The sequence below is a fragment of the Shewanella carassii genome, assembly GCF_019670705.1.
In the GTDB taxonomy this organism is placed as follows: Bacteria; Pseudomonadota; Gammaproteobacteria; order Enterobacterales; family Shewanellaceae; genus Shewanella; species Shewanella carassii.
This window is the reverse complement of record NZ_AP024618.1, coordinates 1862163-1887301: the sequence shown is the minus strand read 5'-3', so window position 1 is coordinate 1887301 and position 25139 is coordinate 1862163. Positions and strand designations below refer to the sequence as shown.

The 25139-nt window shown below is 53.8% G+C and carries 18 protein-coding genes; 5 read left to right on the top strand and 13 right to left on the bottom strand.

Translation table 11 applies throughout. The features are described from left to right. Positions 1-122 precede the first annotated feature (122 nt). Both K5621_RS08640 and K5621_RS08635 read left to right on the top strand, forming a co-directional pair. Positions 123-1265, top strand: a complete 1143-nt coding sequence (locus tag K5621_RS08640) for a ribosomal protein uL16 3-hydroxylase (RefSeq protein WP_221050948.1) — start codon at positions 123-125, stop codon at positions 1263-1265. Positions 1266-1667: 402 nt separating this feature from the next. Continuing rightward, entirely contained in the window at positions 1668-2072 is a 405-nt protein-coding gene (locus K5621_RS08635) for a GFA family protein (RefSeq protein ID WP_054743826.1), read from the top strand. Between the two features lie 105 nt (positions 2073-2177). Here K5621_RS08635 and K5621_RS08630 read toward each other — a convergent pair whose 3' ends face one another. Further along, entirely contained in the window at positions 2178-3809 is a 1632-nt protein-coding gene (locus K5621_RS08630) for a dipeptidase (RefSeq protein WP_425332459.1), read from the bottom strand. Positions 3810-4011: 202 nt separating this feature from the next. On the opposite strand from K5621_RS08630, the gene K5621_RS08625 reads away from it, so the two are divergent. Beyond that, positions 4012-6222, top strand: a complete 2211-nt coding sequence (locus tag K5621_RS08625; RefSeq protein ID WP_221050947.1) for a M3 family metallopeptidase — start codon at positions 4012-4014, stop codon at positions 6220-6222. Positions 6223-6315: 93 nt separating this feature from the next. Here the strand turns inward: K5621_RS08625 and K5621_RS08620 are convergent, their stop codons facing one another. Both K5621_RS08620 and K5621_RS08615 read right to left on the bottom strand, forming a co-directional pair. Continuing rightward, on the bottom strand, positions 6316-6732 hold the full coding sequence (locus K5621_RS08620; protein WP_221050946.1) for a GFA family protein: 417 nt from the start codon (positions 6730-6732) through the stop codon (positions 6316-6318). 59 nt (positions 6733-6791) lie between these two features. Continuing rightward, positions 6792-8957, bottom strand: coding sequence for a M3 family metallopeptidase (locus K5621_RS08615; RefSeq protein WP_221050945.1), 2166 nt, complete (start codon positions 8955-8957; stop codon positions 6792-6794). Between the two features lie 474 nt (positions 8958-9431). Here K5621_RS08615 and K5621_RS08610 point away from each other — a divergent pair, with 474 nt between their 5' ends. Together K5621_RS08610 and K5621_RS08605 are read left to right on the top strand one after the other, a co-directional pair. Continuing rightward, positions 9432-11483 carry a bifunctional 2',3'-cyclic-nucleotide 2'-phosphodiesterase/3'-nucleotidase gene (locus tag K5621_RS08610; protein ID WP_221050944.1) on the top strand — a complete coding sequence of 684 codons (2052 nt, stop codon included), beginning with the start codon at positions 9432-9434 and terminating at the stop codon, positions 11481-11483. 170 nt (positions 11484-11653) lie between these two features. Then, positions 11654-12274, top strand: coding sequence for a DUF938 domain-containing protein (locus K5621_RS08605; protein WP_101096739.1), 621 nt, complete (start codon positions 11654-11656; stop codon positions 12272-12274). A gap of 79 nt (positions 12275-12353) precedes the next feature. Here K5621_RS08605 and K5621_RS08600 read toward each other — a convergent pair whose 3' ends face one another. The 10 genes from K5621_RS08600 to fabB form a co-directional block, all read right to left on the bottom strand. Continuing rightward, entirely contained in the window at positions 12354-13136 is a 783-nt protein-coding gene (locus K5621_RS08600) for a class I SAM-dependent methyltransferase (protein ID WP_221050943.1), read from the bottom strand. Positions 13137-13251: 115 nt separating this feature from the next. Next, on the bottom strand, positions 13252-14766 hold the full coding sequence (gene purF / locus K5621_RS08595) for an amidophosphoribosyltransferase (RefSeq protein WP_100142779.1): 1515 nt from the start codon (positions 14764-14766) through the stop codon (positions 13252-13254). Between the two features lie 43 nt (positions 14767-14809). Continuing rightward, the gene (locus K5621_RS08590) at positions 14810-15298 is read right to left on the bottom strand and encodes a CvpA family protein (protein ID WP_025889046.1); all 489 of its coding nucleotides are present in this window, start codon (positions 15296-15298) and stop codon (positions 14810-14812) included. Between the two features lie 107 nt (positions 15299-15405). Next, on the bottom strand, positions 15406-15996 hold the full coding sequence (locus K5621_RS08585) for an SPOR domain-containing protein (RefSeq protein ID WP_100142780.1): 591 nt from the start codon (positions 15994-15996) through the stop codon (positions 15406-15408). An 18-nt stretch (positions 15997-16014) separates the two neighbouring features. Further along, entirely contained in the window at positions 16015-17286 is a 1272-nt protein-coding gene (gene folC / locus K5621_RS08580) for a bifunctional tetrahydrofolate synthase/dihydrofolate synthase (protein WP_221050942.1), read from the bottom strand. Positions 17287-17354: 68 nt separating this feature from the next. Continuing rightward, positions 17355-18140: a tRNA pseudouridine(38-40) synthase TruA gene (truA, locus tag K5621_RS08575; RefSeq protein WP_100142821.1), complete on the bottom strand. Its 786-nt coding sequence runs from the start codon at positions 18138-18140 to the stop codon at positions 17355-17357. 131 nt (positions 18141-18271) lie between these two features. Then, the gene (locus K5621_RS08570) at positions 18272-21331 is read right to left on the bottom strand and encodes a FimV/HubP family polar landmark protein (RefSeq protein ID WP_221050941.1); all 3060 of its coding nucleotides are present in this window, start codon (positions 21329-21331) and stop codon (positions 18272-18274) included. Positions 21332-21497: 166 nt separating this feature from the next. Next, the gene (locus K5621_RS08565) at positions 21498-22514 is read right to left on the bottom strand and encodes an aspartate-semialdehyde dehydrogenase (protein ID WP_221050940.1); all 1017 of its coding nucleotides are present in this window, start codon (positions 22512-22514) and stop codon (positions 21498-21500) included. Further along, entirely contained in the window at positions 22515-23645 is a 1131-nt protein-coding gene (locus K5621_RS08560) for a 4-phosphoerythronate dehydrogenase (protein WP_221050939.1), read from the bottom strand. Positions 23646-23820: 175 nt separating this feature from the next. Next, complete coding sequence (gene fabB, locus K5621_RS08555) at positions 23821-25032, bottom strand: beta-ketoacyl-ACP synthase I (protein ID WP_100142785.1); 1212 nt, start codon at positions 25030-25032, stop codon at positions 23821-23823. Positions 25033-25139: the final 107 nt, after the last annotated feature.

Sequence of the window (25139 nt, the reverse complement as noted above, 5' to 3'; positions counted from 1 at the left end):
TAGCCTCTTGGCTGTCACGGGCGGTACTGGTTTCCAGTACCGCCTTTTTTCTCCCGGGGTTTATGCCATTGCAAGCGGGATAACTGACTGGCCATTGAAACGGTTTAAGGATTGGATAACAGATGACGAACACTTACCAGCTGACTCTAGACAGCGATGCCTTTGTTAAAGAGGTGTGGCAGCAACAACCCAAAGTGATCAGGCAAGCCATCAAGGGCTTTGTCGATCCTATCGCCGCCGATGAGCTGGCGGGCCTCGCCTGTGAAGAGGAGATCTCCTCACGGGTGGTACTCACCAAGGGGCAGGACTGGGAAGTGATCTCAGGCCCATTTGAAGACTATGACAAGTTCGGTGAAGAAAACTGGCAACTGCTGGTGCAGGCCGTCAACCACTGGTATCCGGACTCACAGGCCCTGGTGGAAGCCTTCCGCTTCCTGCCGGACTGGCGCTTCGATGACCTGATGGTGTCCTTTGCCACGCCCGGTGGCGGTGTCGGCCCCCATATCGATAACTATGATGTCTTTATCATTCAAGGTGAGGGACGCAGACGCTGGACCGTCGGTGCCAAGGGCCAATACGCCAAGCGCGGCAATAACCCCAATACCCCTTTGATTGAAGACTTTGAGCCTATTATAGATACAGTGCTGGAACCCGGCGACATGCTGTATATTCCGCCCGGTTTTCCTCACAGGGGCGAGACCTTGACCCTGGCACTGTCTTACTCGGTAGGCTTCCGGGCACCGAGTCAGCAAGAACTTATCAGCGAAATGGCCGACTTTATGCTTGATCAGGATCTCGGCCACAAACGCTTCACTTCGGGTGAAGAAGCCGGGCAACCTGCGCTGATCGCCAAGAGCCAGCAACAGGGGATGATGGCGCTGCTGAAAGAGCTGACTGAAAACCCTGACTATTACCAGGGCATGCTGGGCAAGTTGCTGAGTCAGAACCGCTTTGAGCTGGATATTTGCCAGGGTGAGCCTATGAGTACCGAGGAGCTCAGAGAAGCCGCGGCCGAAGGCGCTGTATTCAAGCGCATAGGTGGGCTTAAAATTCTCATGCTGGAAGAGGACCCCAACTGCCGACTGTTTATCAATGGGGAAGCCTTTGAATTGCCGCAAGGCAGTGAAGAGCAGGCGCAATTTATTGCCCATCGCACCAGCATCAGCGGCGAAGATCTCAAATCATTGCTGCACTATGAGGCGATAGCTGCGCTGCTGTGCAACCTGCTTGAAAAAGGATACTTCTACCTCAGTGATGAAGAATAAATCCTTTCATTACTCCCTTATATAAGCCAGCAAGTAAGGATGAGGCGTTTAGCGTCAAGCCCCTTCTCTGCTTGCGTGGTTTCACGCCAGCCCGATACCAAGACAACTTAGACTCGGAAAAATGACAAGGTCTAAACCGCGATAGCCAGATGTTGGCGGTATGCCAACTCCAAACACTAGCCTTCTTTCTTCATTAAACATTGCCGTCTTGGCTGCACCTTCAACAAAATGGGCAAGGCGCTAACGACCAATGACAGAACCCAAACGAGTTATCGCGGCAACAAACGGCTATGCTCAACTCCTGGGCTTAGAGATCATCAGCGGCTTATGGCCTCAGTTTGTGGGTTACCAAGCTTAAGGTTCTCGGAGAACAATCTTATCAGTTGCTCCCAAGGAGAAGGTATGAAGCACTATCGAGGCAGTTGCCTTTGCGGCAAGGTTCGTTTTGAAATCAGCGCTGAGCTGCAGCAATTCTTTTTGTGTCACTGCAGTCGCTGCCGCAAGGATTCAGGTTCGGCCCACAGTGCCAATCTGTTTTCAGACAGCGCCGAGTTAACCTGGCTCAGTGGCCAGGACGCCATTACTGCGTTTACCCTGCCAGGTACCCGCCACAGCCGCCACTTTTGCGCCGTTTGCGGCTCGGCGCTGCCCAAAGCGGTCGAAGGTGGCCACCTGCTGCAAATACCCGCAGGCAGCCTGGACGATGAGCCGGGGCTGACTCCCCAGGCGCACATTTTTTGTCAAACGCGCGCCGCTTGGGATCAGGCTTTGGAGCAAGTGCCCTGCCTGGAGCAGGGCCCGGTTTAAGAGTATAGGGCTCCGCCTGTGATGATGGCGCCTACTGTCAGTCCGCGTAGCGGTGCCTGACTCGGAAGCGGTTATCTCAGCAGCGATTACCTCGGAAGCTGAGACTTATGATCCCGGATTTACCGCCAACTCCACCATGGCGGCGGTGTACATCTTAAGGTTCAGCTGCAACTGCTCGCGGGTGATGAACTCATGTTCGCTGTGGCCTGTATACTCGACACCCGGCATGGCCGGACCAAAACTGAGGGCATTGGGAAACAGTTTACTGTTGGTGGAACCGCCAATAGCGACAGGTTTAGGGTCGGCAATACCGGTAAACTCGGCAAACACATTGAGCAGAGTTTGCAGATGCGGCGCCTTATCCATCACCTTGGGCTCGCCCCAATAACTGCTGACATCGACCAGAGTCACACCGTGGGATTGCTGCCAACCGCCCAGCGCCGCAGACAGCTGTTTATCCAAAGTTTCCGGGCTCTTGCCTATGGGGCGCCTTAGGTTAAGCGTAATGCTGGTACCCCCCTGCCCCCATTCCACCACAGTCGGCGCCAGCGACATAGGCCCCATAAAGTCATCGCTATAGCCCAGCTCGCCAAAGCGCTCGGCATAGAGGTCCAAGCCTATCATTTCATTGATAAATGCCAGGGTTAATGCCGACTGGCTCGGTGCGAATGCCTCAGACTCCAACAGCGCAGCCAGATGCGTTACTGCATTGACACCATCTTCAGGGGTTGAGGAATGGGCCGATTTACCGTTGGCGGCGATCTCCAGGCTGTCGAAATCCAGGGTAAAATCATAGCGCATCCCCTGCTGGGCTTCTGCGGCGCGTTGCAAACGGCTGACCATGGCGCTGTCGGCTCCGCGGATCAGGGCCAAGGCCTGCTGAGGGATCTGACTGGCAAATGAGCCACCGCTGAAATGCTGCAGCTGCGGTTTATCGAAATTAGGCGCCTTTACTTTGGGTTCAGGTATCGTGAGTTTTATCTGACTCCAGCCCTTCTCGGCGGTGACTACAGGATATTCGGCGTCTATGGTGATATTCATATCGGCCGCTTGATAGTCCTTGAGAAACACTTTCAGCGGCTCCCAGTCCGACTCCTCGGCCAGATATACCATGAGCTCAATGCGGCGATTCAGTTTTACCGACTTGTCCTTGAGCGCCTTCATGGCGTACATGGCGGTGACTATCGGCCCCTTATCATCTTCGGTGCCGCGACCTATCAGCTTGCCCGGTTGCGATTGAGTATCCAATTGATAGGGACTCTGGTGCCAAAGCGTTGAATTGGCCGGTTGCACATCCCCGTGGGTAATAATGCCAAGCTTGTTAGCGCCGCCGCCCCTGTCTTCGCCAAGGCCTATCAAGAGCACATAACCGTGATCGGCATAATCCAGCCCCAACTGCTCCGATTGGGCCTTGAGCGCCTGCTTGAAGCCGATGAATTCCGGATTGGTGTCAGGCGTCAACCCTGGGATAGCCTCGGTATTGAAGTACACTAACTCGGCGAGGCTCTGTTCCATCTCGCTGCCGTAGCGGTCAAGGCTGTACTGGGCCAAGGTTTTCGACAGTGGCGAGACTTGACTCAATGCAGACTCTGTACCTTGGGCAGCACTTACGCTTGAAGTCTGGCTTGAAACCTGGCTCGAGGGCTGAGCCGTAAAGCCGCTCTCTGCACTTACAAAAGGAGCAAATAAGCACAGGGACAGCGACAGGGATAAACGGGAAAGTGTTCTTATCATCATGGCAGGGTGGCTTTTGTTATCTTTTATTTTCAATGGCCTGAGAGTGTGCCACAGATACAGTTTCGATACTGCATTCGCTAAATTTTGTTACAAACTAAACAGGACAAAATTGGCCTTTTTCAATACGCCATGTTACTAAGGACGGCTTCGGCGCGGCCCGCCGCGCCATACGGGAGATAAACACCAGCATAGAGGAATAACAATGAAGGGAATGACCCTCTCTCCAGTGGCTCTGGCCCTGGGACTGGCGCTGACACTGAGCGCCTGCGACAACCAGCCTGTATCCCAGAGCGACACATCTGCCCAAACCCAAGCGCCTGCTCTCCAGAATGGCACAGGCACAAACCCAGCCGCTGCCAAGGCCGAACGAACCCGGGACAACCCTTTCTTCCAGCCCTGGAATACTTACCTTGAAATCCCCGCCTTTGATCGCATCAAGTCCGAGCATTACCTGCCGGCCTTCAAACAAGGGATTGCCGAGCGCAAGGCAGAGATTCAGGCCATCATAGATAATCCGGCCGCCGCTGACTTTGCCAACACCATAGAAGCCATGGAGCGCAGTGGCGCCTTGTTGACCAAGGTGTCAGGGGTGTTTTATAACCTCACCAGCGCCGACACCTCTGCCGAGCTGCAGAAGATCTCCAAGGAAGTATCCCCGCTGTTATCTTCCAGCCGCGATGATATTTACCTGAACAACGCCCTGTTTCAGCGGGTTAAGACTGTCTATCAGCAAAAAGATCAGCTGGTACTGAACCCGGCGCAGCAGAAACTGCTCGAAGACACCTACAAACGCTTCAGCCGCGGCGGTGCCAACCTGGATGACGCCGGTAAGGCGGAGCTTAGAAAGCTCAATGAAGCGATTGGCAAGCTGAGCCTGGAGTTCGGCGACAATGTACTGGCAGAAACCAACGACTTTGAACTTGTGATAGACAAACAGGCCGATCTGGCCGGTCTACCACAGGATGTGATTGACGTTGCCGCCCAGGCGGCCATCAAGCGCGGCCATCCCGGCAAGTGGGTATTTACCACCCAACGCCCCTCCGTCACCCCATTTTTGACCTATGCCGATAACCGAGAGCTGAGAGAAAAACTCTACAAGGGTTATATCGAGCGCGGTAACAACGACAACGCCCACGACAACAAGAAGGTGCTGGCAGAACTGGCGGCTCTTAGAGCCAAACGAGCCCAGCTTCTGGGCTATCCGAGCCACGCCCACTATGTGCTGGAAGAGCGTACCGCCAAGACTCCGGAAAATGTCTATGCCCTGCTGGATAAAATTTGGCCCGCCGCCCTGGCCCAGGCCGAAGCCGAAAAGGCCGAGATGCAAAAGCTTATCGACAGTGAAGGCAAGGACTTCAAACTGGCCGCCTGGGACTGGTGGTACTATGCCGACAAAATACGTGTCGCCAAGTACAGCTTCAACGAACAGCAGACCAAGCCATACTTCTCGCTGGAAAACACCCTCAAGGGCGTGTTCTACACCGCCAACCGCCTCTATGGCATCAGTGTCACCGAGCGTGACGATCTGCCCAAGTATCACCCGGATGTACGTACCTTCGAGGTGAAAGACAAAGACGGCAGCGTTATCGGTATCTTCTTTGGCGATTACTATGTCCGTGACAGCAAACGCGGCGGCGCCTGGTCCAATGCCTATCGCCGTCAGGCGGTGGTCGATGGCGTCAACGAGCAGCCCATCATAGTCAACGTACTCAATTACCCTCGTCCCAGTGGCAATGAGCCGACGCTGCTGACCTTCGATGAAGCCGGTACCCTGTTCCATGAATTCGGCCATGCGCTGCACGCCTTGCTGTCCAAGGTGGAGTATCGTTCCCAGTCCGGCACTTCCGTGCCCCGCGACTATGTGGAGTTCCCGTCACAGGTGATGGAAAACTGGATGACTCAACCGGATGTGCTGGCGCATTTTGCCAAGCACTATCAAACCGGCGAGGTGATCCCCCAGAGTTTGGTAGACAAGATCCGCGCCGCCAGCAAGTTCAACCAGGGTTTCGCCACAGTGGAATATATGGCAGCCACCAAGCTGGATCTGGACTGGCACAGCAGCAGCGTTACCGAACCTCAGGATGCGGCCGCCTTCGAGCAGCAATCGCTGAGCAAGATGGGGCTGATCCCTGAGATAGCGCCGCGCTATCGCTCCACCTACTTCAGCCACATCTTCTCCGGAGGATATTCGGCCGGTTATTACTCCTATATCTGGTCTGACATTCTCGGCGCCGATGCCTTTGAGGCCTTCAAGGAAAACGGTATTTTTGACCCGGCTACCGCCAAGGCTTTTCGCAGTAACATCCTTGAGCGCGGTGGCAGTGAAGATCCTATGGCGCTTTACAGGGCGTTCCGTGGTCAGGAAGCCGCCATTGAGCCACTACTGCGCAGTCGCGGCCTGCTGGCGGAATAAACGCTCGCCGGATTAGCAATGTCCAGCCACGCAAACAAAAAAGCCGTTCGCTGAGTGAACGGCTTTTTATTTCTTTCTCTGGGCTGGACTTTCTCAAGGCTGGCCGGTGTATTGCTTGACTCCGGGCGGGATAACAAACCAGTCCTGCTTTTCACTGACCCAGGCATGGGCGCTCGGCTGAATGATACGAGTATCTTCCAGGTTGCTGGGCTTGAGCTTGATACTCTGCGGCTCAGCCGGGTTGTAGTGATAGATACGATTGCCGCAACGACCACAAAACTTGGCGGCGCTGATATTGCCGCTGGCCGAACCACGCTGCCAATGGCTCAGTTCGCCACTGAATTCTATATCTTCGGCTCTGACAATCGCCGTAATGCTGAAGGCACTGGTGGACAGCTTCTGGCATTCCTTGCAGTGGCAGGCCAGCACCATCTGCGGCGGCGCCAACAAGCGATAACTGACTGCGCCGCACTGGCAACTGCCCTTGATGGGATAACGAATAGCTTCCATAGCTTTTATCACCTTCTCTTAGAAAAACACCCGCCATTTGGCGGGTGTTATCAAAGGGTTCAGTCTACCAGACCTCGGCGCTTGAGCAGCGCATCCACTGTGGGTTTCTGGCCGCGGAACTGGATGTAGTCTTGCATCAGATCCTCACTGTTCCCCTTGGAGAGAATTGCCTGACGATACTTGTCACCATTGGCTCGTTTGAGGCCGCCTTCTGCCATGGTATGGGCAAAGGCGTCGGCTGCGAACACTTCGGTCCACAGGTAAGCGTAATATCCGGCCGAGTAACCGCCGCCGAATACATGACTGAAATAAGTCGACTGGTAACGCGGCAACACAGGCGCATAATCCAGGCCGTGCTTGGCGCGGGCCTTGGCTTCGAAGGATTTAACGTCCGCCACTGGTTCACCGGCCTTTAAGGAATGCCACTCCATATCAAGCAGCGCCGCGGCCAGGTACTCTACCGTGTCATAACCCTGGTTGAAGCTGGCCGCTGCACGCACCTTTTCCAGCAAGGCTTGCGGAATCGGCTCGCCGGTTTTGTAATGTTTGGCATAGTGAGCCAAAACATCCGGATCTGTGGCCCAATCCTCGTTGGCCTGGGAGGGGAACTCAACAAAGTCCCTCGGGGTAGCGGTACCAGCCAGGCTTGGGTATTTCACCTGCGAGAACAAACCGTGAATGCCGTGACCAAACTCATGGAACATGGTGGTCACTTCATCAAAGGTCATCAGCGTAGGCTGACCTTCGGCTGGTTTGGGAATATTGAGCGCGTTATAGACCACAGGTTTGTTATCCAAAAGGAAACTCTGGGTCACCAACTCATCCATCCAGGCGCCACCGCTCTTGCCCACTCTGGCGTAAGGGTCCAGATAGAAAAGCCCGATGGAGCTGCCGTCTTCGTTGAATACTTCCCAGGCGCGGACATCCTCCTGCCATACCGGCAGATCCTTACGCTCTTTCATCGTGATGCCGTAGAACTTCTGCATGGCGTAGAACATGCCGTCATTCAGCACTGTATTGAATTCGAAGTAGGGCTTGATCTGGCTCTCATCCAAATCGTATTTGGCCTTGCGAACCTGCTCGGCATAGAAGGCCCAGTCCCATGGCTGCAGCTCAAAGTCGGCACCACTAGCCTTGATTTGCGCCTGGATATCCTTGCCTTCAGCCTTAGCCTTGGCAACGGCCTTGGGTGCCAGGTCATCCAAAATGGCAAATACCGCATCCGGATTAGCGGCCATCTGATCGGCCAGTACATAGTCAGCCCAGGTTTCATAACCCAGCAGTTTGGCCTTTTCGGCGCGCAACTGTGCCTGCTTGAGTACGATAGGACCATTGCTGGCCATGGCACGATTGGCCGAAGTCTGCCAAATTTTCTCTCTCAGGCCTCTGTCCTCCAGGCTCGACAGCAGTGGCTGGCGGGTAGTATTCACCAGGCTTATCAGGTAGCCCTCTTTACCCGCTTCCTTGGCGGCGTTGGCCAGGGCGCCTATCTCATCCTCGCTCAAGCCTTTGAGCTGCGCCTTATCGGTCACCAGGATCACATCATCCTTGAACGACTTGAGAATGTTTTGCGAAAACTCGGTCGACAATGTAGCCAGCTCACCGTTGAGCTCACGCATTTGGGTCTTGTCGGCTTCGCTCAATTTGGCGCCGGCACGAACGAATTGATTGTAATAGAAGTCCACCAGGCGTTGATCTTGCGTGCTCAGGCTATCTTTATGGTGGTAGACGGCTTCAACCCGGGCAAACAACTTGGGATTGAGGAAAATATTGTCGCTGTGCTCGGTAAGCTTGGGAACGATTTCCCCTTGAATGGCTTGAAGCTCATCATTGGAAAGCAAGCTCACCATACTGAAAAACACTCTTGTTGTGCGGTTGAGAAGAGCGCCGCTCTTTTCCATCGCCACTATAGTGTTATCAAACGAAGCGGCTTCGCTGTTGTTGATTAACTCGGCGATCTGCTGCTTGTGTTCCTTGAGCCCGGCTTCAAAGGCCGGCAGATAGTCTGCTGTCTTTATCTTGTCGAACTGCGGGGCATGATACTGCAGCGGACTTGGGCTGAGCAGCACATTGCTTGCGGTTTGCTCGGCACTTTTTGCCTCTGGCATACTTTGACTCACTTGTTTTACCTGGGTATTGCTGACGGTTTCATTGGTTTGCTGTTCGGCACAGGCACTCAGCACCAGTGCAGCGCCTATGGCGGTGGCGATTAATGTCTTACGCATCTTGACTCCATTAACGGCAGGCTATTGCTTAGGGAGGGTACGAATCAGTCCTCATGGCATTCTGCATAGGACTTGTTCGCACCTTCCATTGTTATAATTTGCTACCCGGGACACCTGTCTCGGCGGGGCAACAGCCCTGTTGATTCCCGCCATTACCATAACAACTCTTCCGCTGTTTGGACAATGACTTAACTGTAAGAAATTCTGCCCTGGGCCTGATTGAACAAAGATCCTACTTCAAGGCTGTGCAAACACACCGGAATAGACACTAATGCCACTATCCGACAAGGCATTAACTTGCTACGCGTCACAAATTGTCACCGAGTCATGACGCCAGATGTCACACAAGTGTCTTCAGCTTTGGCTATACTGCGCCGCGTTAACCAGATTAATCACATGGTTAACAGTGATTTAACCAGATGATGGGCGGGATAATCTCCCGGGGTCAATAATAAAAACCAAGAGTAGTAAACAATGCAAACCAAGACATTAATCACACTGGCGATTACCGCCGCACTGGGACTCAGTGCCTGTAACAGCGACGACAAGGATGAACCAACGGTGAGCGTAGATCTGCGGGTATTGGAAACCACAGATCTGCATACCAACATCATGGATTACAACTATTACAGCGGCAAGGAAGACCCCACTATAGGTCTGGCCCGTACCGCCAGCCTGATCCACGCCGCCCGCAAAGAAGTCACCAACACTGTATTGGTCGATAACGGCGATCTGCTGCAGGGCAGCCCCATGGGCGACTATATGGCCAAAGTGGGCATCGCCGATGGCGAAGTGCACCCCGCCTACAAGGCGATGAACCTGCTTGATTATGCCGTGGGTAACATAGGCAACCACGAATTCAACTACGGCCTGGATTTTCTGGAAAAATCCCTCGCCGGCGCCCAGTTCCCCTATGTCAACGCCAACGTCTATTGTGATGCCGATGATTGCTGGAACGGGGTCAAAAAAGGTGACAACCTGTTTACCCCTTACCTCATCAAGGAAACCGAGGTTAAGGACACTGACGGCAACAGCCACAAGCTCAAGATTGGTTATATAGGTTTTGTGCCTCCGCAAATTATGCTGTGGGACAAGCAGAACCTCACCGGCAAGGTACGTGCCGAGAGCATAGTGGAGAGCGCCAAGAAATTTGTGCCGCAAATGAAGGCTGAAGGCGCCGATATCATTATCGCCATTCCGCACTCAGGCATTGGCTCCACCGAAAACCCAGGCGATCCTGCTGCCGAAAACGCCACCTATGCCCTCACCTATGTCGACGGTATTGATGCCATCATGTTCGGCCACAGCCACTCCATCTTCCCCGATGCCCGCTATGGCGACTTGCCCAACACAGATGTGGAAAAAGGCCTGCTTAACGGTGTCCCCGCCGTGATGCCGGGTCGCTGGGGCGACAACATGGGCCTGGTCGACTTCAAACTGCAACGTAAAGACGGCAAGTGGACTGTGCTCTCGGCCCGCACTGAGGCCCGCCCTATCTATGACGGTGCCAACAAGACACCACTGGTGGAAGCCGATAAGGACATCCACGATGCGGTTGAGCTCGAACACCAGGGAACCATCGCCTTTGTCGAGCAGCCAATTGGGGTAGCCGCCGCCGACATGTTCAGTTTCCTGACGCTGGTGCAGGACGACCCGACGGTGCAGATTGTCTCCGACGCCCAGATAACCAACGTCAAGGCCAAACTGCCGGAAGCACTCAAGTCATTGCCGGTGCTCTCTGCAGCCGCGCCGTTCAAGGCCGGTGGCCGTCACAGTACCACCAGTGATGCCGATCAGTATGTGATGGTGGACAAAGGGCCGCTGACCTTCAAGAACGCCGCCGATCTCTACCTCTACCCCAACACTATGGTGGCGGTTAAGCTAAACGGCGCTGAGCTGAAAGACTGGCTCGAGTGTTCGGCCAACCAGTTCAACCAAATAGATCCAGCCAGCACTGAGCCGCAAGAGCTGGTGAACTATAACCACCCCACCTATAACTTTGATGTTATCGATGGCGTGACCTACAAGATAGACGTGACTCAACCGAGCAAATTCGATCGGGATTGTGCTCTGGTCAATGCCGATGCCTCGCGAATTGTGGATCTGGCCTTCACCGACAGCGAAGGCACTGTCTATACAGGTGAAACCCTGGCGGCCAAGGAGTTTATCGTCGCCTCCAACAACTACCGCGCCTTTGGCGGAAAGTTTGCCGGCACCGGCAGCGAGCACGTGGTACTGGAACTGCCGGACACCAACCGTGAAGCTCTGGCGGCTTATATTACAGAGCAATCCAAGTACAATCCTGAAACCGACAAGTATGACGCCATGGTTAACCCCACGGCCGACTATAACTGGGACTTCAGGAATATAGATACGAATGTTGCTCTGGACATCCGCTTTGTCACCCAGGACAGTGACAAGGCCGCCAACTTCATCCAGGCCAACCAGCAAAGGACCATGACCAAGCTGAGTACCGATGAACTGGGCTTTGCCGTCTACCGCATAGATCTCAAGCCTGCCCAATAAGGCTGTCAGCTGAGACATAAAACGAACCAAGCGCCCTCAGGGGCGCTTTTTATGTTTCTTCACAGATTAAACTTGCCATGATTTAAGCCTTTGACAATGTTATAAAGTAAGTACAGTAAAACACCAGACTCACTCAGCCGTCACGACGGCAAGATTGCAGGAAATCTTTTATGTCTTCGATACCCGCGCCCTTCTCCCAAGCCTGTGAAAACAACCGCGAACCGATACTCAGGATTCTCAAACAGGCATTCTCAGGCTGCCGCAGGGTATTGGAGATAGGCAGTGGTACCGGTCAGCACTCGGTCTACTTTGCCCCAGAGTTACCGCACCTGGTGTGGCAATGCAGCGATCAACCCCAGTATCTTGATGGGATCCGCGCCTGGCATAGCAAACTCCCGGCGAGTAATCTGGCCGAGGTGATCACTCTGGAGGTGTGTTCCCCCTGGCCGCAGGCGGCAACTGAGCCGGCACCGGATGCCATCTATAGCGCCAATACTGCGCATATCATGAGTCAACCCATGGTGGAAGCAATGTTTACCGGCATAGGCAGAGTATTGCAAAGCGGCGGCCGTTTCTGCCTCTATGGCCCCTTCAACTACCGAGGCGATTACAGCAGCGACTCCAACCGGGTGTTCGATGCCATGTTAAGGCAGCGCGATCCGCAAAGCGGCATTCGCGATCAGGAGTGGATCCTGATGCTGGCCGCAGCCCAGGGGCTTGAGCTTTGTCAAGATCATGCCATGCCCGCCAACAACCGCCTGCTGGAGTTTATTCGTAAAACGGTTCGCTAACGGAGGCAAAGTGATGGGCAAAACAAATGTTTTGCCTGAAAAGTCCAGGCGCTATCTGCCTCTGAAACGCCTTTGGTTTTTACACGGCTTTGGCGTAGAGAAACAGATCTGTGGCCTTGACTTCGCCCTGCTCCAGATAGGGTTTACGCAGACTATCAATAAGCTCAAACCCGGCCGCGGCCAACTCACTGACGAAAAACACTTCGGGATAATAGTGGATAAAGACCCTGTCTCCGGAACTGGAGCTTTGATAGCCGGACTCTTGATAGTCATCCTCCATCGAGGCCAGATACAGGAGCCCGCCGTCATTCAGTAGCGCACGGCAGTCTTGCAGTAAGGCCATCACGTCCTGACGTTCAAGATAAGGCGTGACGAAGAGCAGAAGTATTGCATCAAAACCCTCTGGCGTGTCTAAGTCTTCTAGGTCATCAAGGGTATTAGAGCCATCAGAAACCCCAATACTTACGGGCGCAGCAGTGTTTTCAGACACATCAAGGGGGGCGATAGCCTGCACGGCATCAGTTTCAAGCAGCGACGTCAGACAACCAAGCTTGCGGCTATCCAGCCGATAAAAACGTCCCTCGGGTAACAATTCACCGGCAAGTGCCACCATGGCGGGCGCCGCATCTATACCCACTATCTCGAGCTCAGGCACCCTTTTTGCCAACATGCCGCTGACATGCCCAGGGCCACAACCGATATCCAGTAACCGCAGGCGCCGCCCGGCACAGGCCTGATACTGCTTCAGCAAGGAGGCGAATCGGTTATGGGCCGAGTCATAACAATCGTTGCCGGCAAACTTATCCCGATAGGGAAGCGCCATTTTGTCAAAGGTGGCCACGGTTTCCCGGTACTTATCCATTGTGCTTCTCTCCCTGCACCATCAAGAGTCGAGGCTCAGCATACTGACTGGCACAGAAAAAAGCCAACCTCAAGGGTTGGCTTTATCAGAGAGGACTTATTCGCACCTTCCCTTATCAAGGATGGCAGACGTTATGCAGCTCCAGGTTGGTACCTATATCCTTGTTGCGGTTAGCCTTGGCATCGTCGTTACGCAGCTGGGTCAGATGATCCAGATAGGCCTGATCCACATCCTTGGTGATGTAGTGACCATCAAACACTGAGGTTTCGAAGCGCTTGATATCCGGGTTTTCCATTCGCACCGCTTCCACCAGATCGCTCAGATCCTGGAAGATGATGCCATCTGCGCCAATGATACGGGCGATTTCATCGGCATCACGGCCATGGGCAATCAGCTCATTGGAGGTTGGCATGTCTATGCCGTAAACGTTGGGAAAGCGGATTTCGGGCGCGGCCGAGGCGAAATACACCTTCTTGGCACCGGCTTCACGGGCCATCTCGATGATCTGCTCTGAAGTGGTACCACGCACTATGGAGTCGTCCACCAGCAGCACATTCTTGTCCTTGAACTCGGCGTTGATGGCATTGAGCTTGCGTCTGACCGACTTCTTGCGCTCCTGCTGCCCAGGCATGATAAAGGTACGGCCGATATAGCGGTTCTTCACGAATCCCTGACGGTAAGGCAGATCCATGCCACGGGCAATTTCCAGAGCGATATCACAGGAGGTTTCCGGAATAGGGATCACCACATCGATATCATGGTCATACCATTCCTTACGGATCTTCTCACCCAGCTTGGCGCCCATGTTGACCCGGCTGGCATAGACTGACACCTTGTCTATGGTGGAGTCCGGACGGGCAAAGTAAACGAATTCGAAGATACAGGGGGCATAACTTGGCGCTTCGGCGCACTGACGGGTAAACAACTCACCTTCCGTGGTGATATACACGGCTTCGCCGGGAGCCACATCGCGCATCACTTCGAAACCAACGGCATCCAGTGCCACGCTTTCTGAAGCCACCATATACTCGGTACCAGAGGCTGTCTCATGCTTGCCGAGCACCAGAGGGCGAATACCGAAAGGATCGCGAAATGCCACCAGGCCCTGACCAATAATCATGGCCACCACGGCGTAGGCACCGCGGGTGTCGGCGTGCACCCGGGAGACGGCATCGAACACTTCATCCGGGCTCAAGGTCAGGCTGTCGGTCTTGTCCAGCTCATCGGCCAACAGGTTTAGCAGCACTTCAGAGTCGGACGTGGTGTTCACATGGCGGCGCTTGTTACGCAGTCCTTCGGCCAGTTGCAGTGTGTTAGTCAGGTTGCCGTTGTGCGCCAGAGAGATCCCGAAAGGAGAGTTCACATAAAACGGTTGGGCTTCAGAGGCACTGGAGCTGCCGGCTGTGGGATAACGCACATGGCCTAAGCCGGCGTTGCCCTGCAGCCGCTGCATATGCTTGGGTTCAAATACGTCCTTGACCAGACCATTGGCCTTACGCAGGCGAAAGGCATTCTGATCGATAGTCACTATGCCTGCAGCATCCTGGCCACGGTGTTGAAGCACTGTCAGTGCATCATAGATGGTCTGATTGACCGCCGAGCGGCCAACGATTCCGACGATACCACACATGGGTAAGCTTCCTCATTGTAAGATGTTCTGATAATTGTATTTTTTATATTTTGGGTACAAAGCTTGAGGTATTTTCCAAGTAGTCAAAAAACCACTGGATAACCACCCCGAATTCGGGCACCAGTTGCGAACCCTGCCACCAATCGGTTTTGGGCGCGCCGGTAAAGGCATCCATAAAAAAGAGTATGGCACTGACTATCAATGCGCCGCGCAGCGCACCGAAACACAGGCCAAGAATTCTGTCCGTTCCTGAGAGTCCTGTCTTGGAGACCAACTGGCCTATCAAATAGTTCACCAAGGCCCCCACTATCAGGGTGACAATAAACAGGATGGCGATGGCGACCCCGTTTCGCAGCACCTCATCATTAATTTGGGTGATATGAACGGCAAGGTCCTGATAAAACTGGCTGGCGATGAAAAAGGCGGCGAACCAAACCACCAGCGACATGGCTTCTTTGGCAAAACCACGGATCAGACTGATAAGAGTCGATAATCCGATAACTATGATGATGGCGTAATCTATCCAAACCATGGGTAGAAGTATCCGGTGAAGATTTAAGTCGGCGGGATTCTACCAGAGAAGGCAAGCATTCTCACCCCCGGGGCGTAAATAATTGCTTGCCGACTCGGGGCAAACTGTCATCTTTCCTGTGGGTTATAGCGAACCACTTTACCCTTGAGTTTGGTCAACTCTTCAACCTTCTTCTGTTGCTGTTTGATGCGATCACTGGAGACATCCGGACCGACAAACACCCGGGTCAATTTGCCGTCCACAGGCTTGTCCGGCAAGGTATAGGCGCTGAATCCGGCCTTGCGCAATTTGGCTACCAGGGCTTTAACATTGGCCGCGTTACTGAAGGCGCCGAGCTGTAAAGTCCAGGCTGCATCACTGGGTTTAGCCTTGGGTTCTGGAGTCTTTTTGACCTCCTGTGGCTTGGATTGGGCGGTGTTGGAAACACTGTTTTCGATAGCCTTCACCTCGGGAGCGGGTTCGACTTCAACCTGAGGCTCGTCTGTCTCCTGTGCCAAGTCCAGGGTCTCGGCCAGATCTAGGGTTTCAAACTCTCCCGGCTCCGCCAATTGCGATTCGGTATCCGGCCGCAGCGGAATTTCGGTGAACTGCTCCTGCTGGCGCTCTTTCTTGCCATCGAGAATGTCCGGTAAAAAGATCACCCCCAAGGCGACCAACACTACGGTACCTACCAGACGGTTATGAAACTGAGTCGACAAAATATCTTCCTTCCAGTCTTAGATAAGCGCTTTAAAGCCCGAAACAGTGTAAAAGGAGCCAAAGACAATTACCACATCTTCGGCGCCGAGTTTGGGTTTGAGGTATTGCCAGCAATCCGCCATCTGTTCAAATTCCCGGGCGTCACAGCCATCCGGCAGGGCTTTTCGCAAACGGCCAGCATCGGCACCACGCTCATTATGCAAGGTCACCAACAACCAGCTGTCTATGCTAGGTGCCAGCGCCTGCATCACGCCTTCGATATCCTTGTCCTTGAGCATACCGCAAACACCATAGACTCGTCCCTTGGCCTGCAGTTCATCCAGCCTTTGCGCCAGATAGCGGGCCGCGTGGGGATTGTGCGCCACATCCAAAATAATCAGCGGCGCCTCGCAGATATGCTCCATTCTGCCGCTGAGCCTGGCACTGGAGAGCCCTGAGCGAATCGCCGCTTCGGAGAGCTCAGGCCAGAGTTGTTCCAGCGCAGCCAAGCTAGTAGCGGCATTGGGCAGAGGTAGTTGCGGCTTGGGTAAGCCCTCAAACTGCCAGTGCTCACCGCAAAAATCCCAGCCTGTGCTGGTTTGCTTGTAGGAAAATGCCTGCCCTACCGCCTTGAGTAAGGCGCCCTTTTCATTGGCAACCTCAACTACGCTGGCAGGGATCTCGGCATCGCCCACTATCGCCGGGCGTTTGTGACGGAAAATGCCGGCCTTCTCACGGCCAACCAGTTCCCGGGTGTCACCAAGATACGCCTGATGATCAAGATCTATGGCGGTTACCACACTAACATCGGCATCTATTATATTAGTGGCATCCAGTCGGCCTCCCAGGCCCACTTCCAGAATAACCAGCTCCAACTTGGCCTGCTTGAACAGCAGTAATCCGGCCAGGGTGGCATATTCAAAGAAGGTCAGCGAGGTGTCGCCTCTTGCCGCCTCTATGGTTTCAAAGGCCGAGATAAAGTCGCTATCCGGCGCATCGACACCGTCTATCCGCACCCGCTCATTGTAATTGAGGATATGGGGCGAGCTGTAAACCCCGACCCGATAACCCGCCGCGCGCATGATCTGCTCCAGCATACGGCAGGTGCTGCCCTTGCCATTGGTACCGGCAACTGTGATCACCTTGGTGCTGCCCAGTGACAGCACCCCGAGCCTGGTGGCAACTTGGGTGACCCGCTCGAGCCCCATATCGATTTCGGTCGGATGAATAGCCAGCAGGTAGTCCAGCCAAACTGACAAAGGAGCGTCGGCTCCCGGTAGCGGATGCTGATGAGCGGATGATTGCGACATTTGATTCTTCCCTTAAATCTTGATGTTGCCGCAAGCAAAAGCGTGGCGGCAACAGCATGCTAACGGTTTCAGTCCGGCATAAACAGTGGGCCCATGGCCAACTTGGGCAGTTGATATTGCTCAGGATAGCTGACATGCACCAGATAGAGGCCATTAGGTTTAGCCGTGGGGGCAGCCTGGGTTCTGTCTTTGAGCTCCAGCAACTGACCCAGCCAATCCAGCGGCTGATTGCCAAGTCCTACTTCCAGCAGCGAGCCGACTATGTTGCGCACCATGTGATGCAAAAAGGCATTGGCTTCGATATCCACTATCACATACATGCCCTGGCGGGTCACACTGACCCTGTGCACATTGCGAAACGGGGTGCGCGACTGGCATTGGATCGCCCTGAAACTGGTGAAGTCGCGCTCACCCAGCAGATACTGGGCCGCCTGATGCATCTTCTGCTCGTCGAGGTCGCCGTGATAATGGCTGACGCCACCACGCAAAATGCCGGGACGGAAATTATGGTTGTAGATGATATACCGGTAGCGGCGAGCAGTTGCCGAAAAGCGGGCATGAAAACTGTCATCCACCTCTTTGGCCCAGCGCACCGCGATATTGTCCGGCAGATTGGCATTGACGCCCAGGGTCCAGGCGCCTTCGTTACGAATCGCAGAAGTATCAAAATGCACCACTTGCCCGGTGGCGTGTACCCCGGCATCGGTGCGACCGGCGCATTGCAGTGCTATCGGCTCATTGGCCACTTGGGACAAGGCCCGCTCCAACTGCCCCTGAACTGAATCCACTTCGGCCTGGCGCTGCCAACCGTAATAGCCGCTACCATCATATTCGATACCCAACGCAATACGCATCTGTTTCTCCCCTGATCTCAAGGCGGCGAATTCTACCACAGAGCGGGCATTCGCCTCCAAGAAAAAGCCCGAACAAGCAACAGACTGCATAAAAAACGGCGCCCCTGGCGCCGTTTGCGTATCGATTGAGTCTAGCCCAAGGTTTTTATCAGGGCCGCGGCCTCTTCTTGTTGCTTGGCATTGCCGTCCAGCTCCACCTCTTTAAGCAATGCCTTGGCGGCATCCTTATCATCGATTTCGATATAAGCCCGTGCTAAGTCCAACTTGGCATTGACCGAGTTTTCCTCATCATCGACATCTATCATAGTGGCGGCGCCTACGAGAGAGTCGAGCTCCCCCATATCCACATCCAGCTCCTTGTAAGGGTCGGTATCGCTGTTACCTTCATCGGCTTCATTCAGCAGGCGCTCGATATCGATAAATCCGTTTTCCTTCTGGAAGGCGCTGAGGTCATGTTCAGTCACGGCGCTAGTGCCCGCCTTGCCCTTTTCTTTGGCATCAAGGGCCGCCAGCGCTTCATCCACTGTCAGTTTATGCTCTTCGAGATCCAGCGAGTCAGCATTATCCAGATCGAGACTGAATTCTTCATCCGCCTCTGCGTCCTTGGCCACAGTTTCAGAAAAAGCTGCCAACAACTCATCGTCACTCAGGTTCTTGTCATCGCTGCTGTCAATATCCAGAGCCAATTCAGACTCGGTCGCTATGGCGCTATCAACAGCATCAGGCTGCTCTTTCGCTGAAGGCTCTTCCTTATCCTCAACGGAAGGCTCTTCTGGCGCGGCAGGATCCCATTCAAGAACATGCGGATCATGGCTCTTGCTGCCAGCTTTGAGATCGTCGAAAAAGCCGGAATCCTTGTCGCTGCCTTGACCGCCTGGCTCGCTGTCAGTCTTTTGTGCCTCACTGGCCTCGGCTACATCGGAAAGCTGCGATGTGTCAGCTTCCTGAGATTGCGACAACTCCGCCAACATGGCATCCAATTCATCATCGCTGCGATCTATTACATCTTGCTTCTCAGCGGCGATTTCTTCGGCATCTTCACTAACTGCCGTTTCATCAGCCAGTCCAGTCAGCAAGGCATCAAGCGCTTCGCTGTCGTCAGCAACAGCATTGGCTGCACCAGTGGCTTGCTTGTCGGCATCAACAACCGACTCGTCCAGACCCGCCAGTAAAGCATCGATATCGGCTTCAGCATCCTCGGCCTCTATATCTATATTGCTGCCTTCCAACTCGGCTGCGATAGCTTCGCTGAGTTCGTCTTGATCATCGACTTCTGTCGGGGCATCAAAACCGGCCAGCAAGGCATCGATGTCAGCCTCTTCACCCTGTTCGGCATAGGTTGAGTCGTCTTCATCCAATTCGGCGGCAATGGCAGCACTGAGATCTTCATCAGCCTCTGGCACTGCACTCTGCGCATCTTCATCAAGTTGAGGCTTCTCTTCGACTGGGGTGTCAAACCCGGCCAATAGCGAATCCAGATCAACCTCCTGAAGATCTTCATCTTGGGTTTCATCAGCTAATTCAGCGGCAATGGCGGCACTGAGATCTTCATCGAGTTCATCAGTCGCTGTGTTGGTGTCCTCATGAGACACCTCCAGCTCTTGTGTTGGCTCAAGATTGAATTCTTGTTCAAACACAGGCTCTTGCTCAAGCTCTGTTTCAAACTCTTGCTCGAAGGCCGCAGTCACATCTTCAGGCAAGGTTTCGCTCAAATCGGGTTCTGAGGATACTTGCTCTTCTGTTTGCAACTCTTCCGGAATAGCATCCTCTTTATCGCTATCATCCAAGCCGACAAGTAGCGAGTCCAGATCGTCTTCAGCGGGCTCTTCGGGTTTCTCGTCCAAATCCTGTTCACCCATTGCCTCAGCCCAGAGATCATCCAGAGACTGACCTTCATCTTCGGCATCCTGACTATCATCTCTCTCGCCCGAGTCGATAAACATACCTTGAGCCATGTCCATCTGCTCACTATCGTCGCCTTCAACCTCAGGCTCGGGTTGCAATGCAGTACCACTCACATCCAACAAAGATTCAATCGAATCGTCCTGATCATCATCCAGATGTACGGCTAATTCATCGTTGGCGTTAGCCATCTCGGTCGCAGCCGCGCCGGCAACGGCTGCCGCGACCACTGGAGCGGCCTCCGTCTGTGGTGCTTGGGCATCGGCCTGTTTACGCCTGCGACGCAGCATGCTCCACAGCAACAATAACAGCAGTACCGCAGGGACGGCGGCAGCCAACATCAACAATAATGGATTATCCATCAGGCTACGCCAGAGATCGTCCGGCGCTTCCGCTTTGGTCTTGGCTGCTTGAAGTTGTTGTTTGAGGTCAGCGTTTTCGGCCTTGAGTTGCTGCTCTTGCTTTTTGCTGGCCTGCAGCGATTCTTCCAATACCGACAGACGCTGATTCAGTTCATCGATTTGAGCCTGCAACCCCTTATTATCAGTGTTAGCCACCAAGAGCTGATCCTGAGCGCGCCCCAGTTCATCGGTCAGGCTCAAGTTGCGGCTCTGCAACGCTTCAATGCTGTTGTCATCGGCCGCTTCTGCAGTAGTTTCCTGGACTGTTTTTTCGGTTGTGGTGGCTGGCGATTTGTCTGCAGCGACTTGAGCAGGCTCTGTCACTGGCTCGCTCTCTTTCGGCGGCGCGCTGTCTTCCTTGACACCTGTATCGACTTTAGATGGCTGCGCTACCGTTTGAGTTTGGGTGGCCGGAGATGATTTATCTGCTGCTTGGCTTACAGGCTCGGGGGCTTTAGCGGTTTCGACTCTACCATCATCGTCCTTTACCGACTTGCCGGAAGACCAGCGCTTGTCATCCTGCTCTGCGCGGGCTCGAGCCATACTCAAGGGGATGGCCTGCATCACCTCTTTAGAAGGGATCAGCAGTATCATGCCTCGTTCCAGGCTGTTGTAATTATTGGATGAAAAAGCGTGCGGGTTGGCTTCAAAAATTGCGGCCATGACCTGATAGATACTGACGCTGGGATCCGGTCTGACTTTCTGGGCAATGCTCCAGAAGGTGTCCGATGGCGTTGTCGGACCATACTGACGCACCTGTTGGCGCACCTGACCGTCAGGACCGGTAATTTTCAGGCCTTCTGCATTAACGGGGGTAATCGTTGTGCCTGGATTCAGGGCAAAAAAAGCGGCCATCAGGCCAACAAGATATGAAGTGCGAAAGTTCATCCATTCTTCCCTTTCAAGCGCTGGTTTCGCCGACTGACGACTGGCTTTAGGCATTTGTATTTATTGAGATTACTATAAACCAGAAATCCCCGCCCTGCTACTGTTCACATTTGCAAAACAAAAAAAGCCTGCTGCTTGCAGGCTTTTTCAACAGAAACAAGGAGTTCTAGAGATAGTCGCGGATTAAGATTTCGCCTATCTGTACACTGTTAAGCGCCGCGCCCTTACGGATATTGTCAGAGACCACCCAAAGATCTATACCCAGATCGTGGGAGATATCCTTGCGTACCCGGCCGACATACACAGGGTCGCTACCGGCACCTTCGGTGACGGCCGTTGGATAATCGTCATCATCTTCAAACAACACCACGCCTTCAGCATCCCGCAATACCGCCTTGACTTCGGCGGCATCAACCGGCTGCAGTGTCTCGATGTGAATCGCTTCCGAGTGGCCGTAGAATACAGGGACTCGCACCGCAGTAGGGTTAACCAGAACATCGCTGTCGCCGAGGATCTTCTGAGTTTCCCAGACCATCTTCATCTCTTCTTTGGTGTAGCCGTTTTCCATAAACTTATCTATGTGCGGCAACACGTTGAAGGCTATCTGCTTGTCATAGACCTTGGGTTCTGATGGTAGGCCCTGCAACAGCTTGGCGGATTGCCCCGCCAGCTCTTCAATCGCCTTTTTACCGGTACCGGAAACCGACTGATAAGTGGCCACATTGATACGGCTGATCCCAAAGGCATCATAGATAGGCTTGAGCGCCACCAACATCTGAATGGTTGAACAGTTGGGGTTGGCAATAATATTACGGTTACGGAAGTCGGCAATCGCTTCTGGATTCACCTCAGGGATCACCAGTGGAATATCCAGATCATAGCGATAGTGAGAAGTGTTATCTATCACCACACAACCTGCATCGGCCGCAATCGGCGCCCATTTGGCCGAGACATCACCGCCAGCAGAGAAGAAGCCTATCTGCGCCTGAGTCCAGTCGAAGCTTTCTACATCGAGGATCTCCACCTGTTTGCCGTGAAAACTCACGGTTTCACCGGCGCTGCGGCTACTGGCCAGTGGATACAGATTCGCCACCGGGAAGTTACGCTCCTCGAGGATTTCAATCATGGTTTGACCCACAGCCCCTGAGGCACCCAATACGACAACGTTAAATTCCTGCGACATTTACAGACCGACTCCTGAAAAACCTAAATGAGACAACCAATCTACCCCAGAACCCCCGGCGTTTGAAAGGGTCAAAGCACTGAATTCTCGTCTATGGCGGTGATTTTTTCTCATGTCATCAAAACCTGCGGGGTTTTTCAGCATTTTCCGGAATTTTTCATCGTCATCACGTAGATCATAAATAAATCGGCACAAAGACAATAATGCCTTTTCATCGGGTGCACTGCTGATATCGAGCCGGGAGCTCCAACGCTCAGGCAATAACGCCACAAGCGACTTGTCCGCCGGACGATTGAGTATCGCCATCAAGGCCTGATATAACATGAAAGTGCCCCGGGCCTTGCCCTCCAAGCTGTAGCCGGCAATATGCGGAGTCGCAAACTCCACCAGAGGCACCAGCTCCATCATGGGGTTAGGCTCCCCTTGCCAGACATCCAGCACTAACTTGAGATCCGGCCGCTTGGCCTTAACCCGGATCAGCGCGCGATTGTCTATCACTTCACCGCGGCAGCAGTTAAGCAACCAGCAGCCGGGTTTCAGTGTCTCCAGTCGCTGCTCATCAAACAGATACCAAGTGGGATGTTCGCCACCTCGGGTCAGAGGTACGTGCAGACTAACGATATCGGCGCCGGCAACCAGTTCATCCAGGCTGACAAAGCGGCGGCTGTCACCAGCCTTGGCCAGCAAGGGATCGCAAAGCAAGGTATTAATTCCGTAGGCCTCAAGGCAGCGCGCCAGCGCAGAGCCTGTGTTACCCGCACCGACTATGCCAACGGTTTTGCCCTTGAGCCGAGTATCAAACCTGTTGGCCAGCTCCAACATAGCAATAAAAGCATATTCGCCAACCGCAGTGGCATTGCAACCGGGAGCATTGGAAAAGGGGATATTGCGAGACGCCAGATAAGCCTTGTCCACATGATCTATCCCTATGGTAGCACTGCCGACAAACTTAAGTTTATGTGCGCCTGCCAGCAGCGCCTCATTGACCTTGGTGACCGAGCGCACCAGCAAAACATCGGCATCGGCCACTGTGGCCGCATCCAGATGACGGCCATCGACGGTCACTATCTCCCCCAGCTCGGCAAACAAGGGCTGCACATAGGGCATATTTTCATCAACCACCAACTTCATCGACTTTCCTGCTCTGTTGTGGATTAAGCCGTTATTCTATCAGCGAGCTACAAGCTTGTCTGAGTCCGGCGCACATTTGAGGAAGGTACTCACAAGCCCATGCATGTTTTGCGTGGGCTAATAAGCAAAGAAGGAAGCCATTTGGCTTCCTTCTTGTTTCACTGACTCAAGGTGTTTACTTGTACTTGCGCATCACCAGGGTAGCGTTGGTGCCACCGAAACCAAAGCTGTTGCTCATAACAGTGTTGAGCTCGGCATCGCGGTATTCACGCACAATCGGCATACCTTCTGCGGCCGCGTCCAGCTTGTCGATATTGATGGAAGGCGCGATAAAACCTTGTTCAAGCATCAACAGGCTGTATATCGTTTCATGAACACCGGCTGCACCCAGCGCATGGCCTGTCAGCGACTTGGTTGAGGCAATCGCCGGCAGCTGGCCATCGAAGACTTCACGCAAAGCTTCCAGCTCACGCACATCACCGACAGGGGTAGAAGTACCGTGAGTGTTGATGTAATCGATAGGTGTATCTACGGACTCCAGCGCCATCTTCATGCAGCGCACCGCACCTTCGCCGCTTGGAGCAACCATATCATAACCATCGGATGAAGCGCCGTAGCCGATGACTTCGGCATAAATCTTGGCGCCACGGGCTAGCGCATGCTCCAGCTCTTCGACAATCACTATGCCGCCGCCACCAGAGATCACAAAGCCATCACGGTCGGCATCATAGGTGCGGGAGGCTTTTTCAGGTGTGTCGTTATACTTGGTGGATAAGGCGCCCATGGCGTCAAATCCCATGGTCAGGGTCCAATCGATCTCTTCGGCGCCACCGGCAAAGACCATATCCTGTTTACCCATCTGGATCAGTTCCACCGCGTGGCCAATACAATGCGCACTGGTGGCACAGGCCGAGCTAATAGAGTAGCTCATCCCTTTGATTTTAAAAGGCGTGGCCAGACAGGCACTGGCTGTAGAAGACATAATCCGCGGTACAATATAAGGGCCTACGCGCTTAACACCCTTGGCACGCAGTGTGTCTGCTGCCTGAACCTGGTTGGAAGACGAAGCGCCGCCGGTACCGACAATAAGACCCACACGAGGATCTGAATACTGCTCTTCGGTCAGGTTGCTGTCTTCGATGGCTTGCTGCATGGCCAAATAGGCGTAGGCGGCGGCATCACCCATAAAACGCAGCGCCTTGCGATCGATAAGCTCAGCGGGATTGAGTTTAATGTCGCCCCAGACCTGACTGCGCAGTTGCATCTCCTCAAATTGAGCTGAATGGGTGATACCACTGCGGCCAGCCTTGAGAGATTCAGTCACTTCTTGTTTGTTATTACCGATACTTGAAACAACGCCAATTCCGGTGATCACGACTCTTTTCATGTTTAACTATCCATTCCGTACAATTCAGTACCTACTTTACGCTGACGCCATGTTAGCCGTTTTACAGCATTTAAGTGGTCAGCTTTCCGTAAACTTGGGTAAAATAA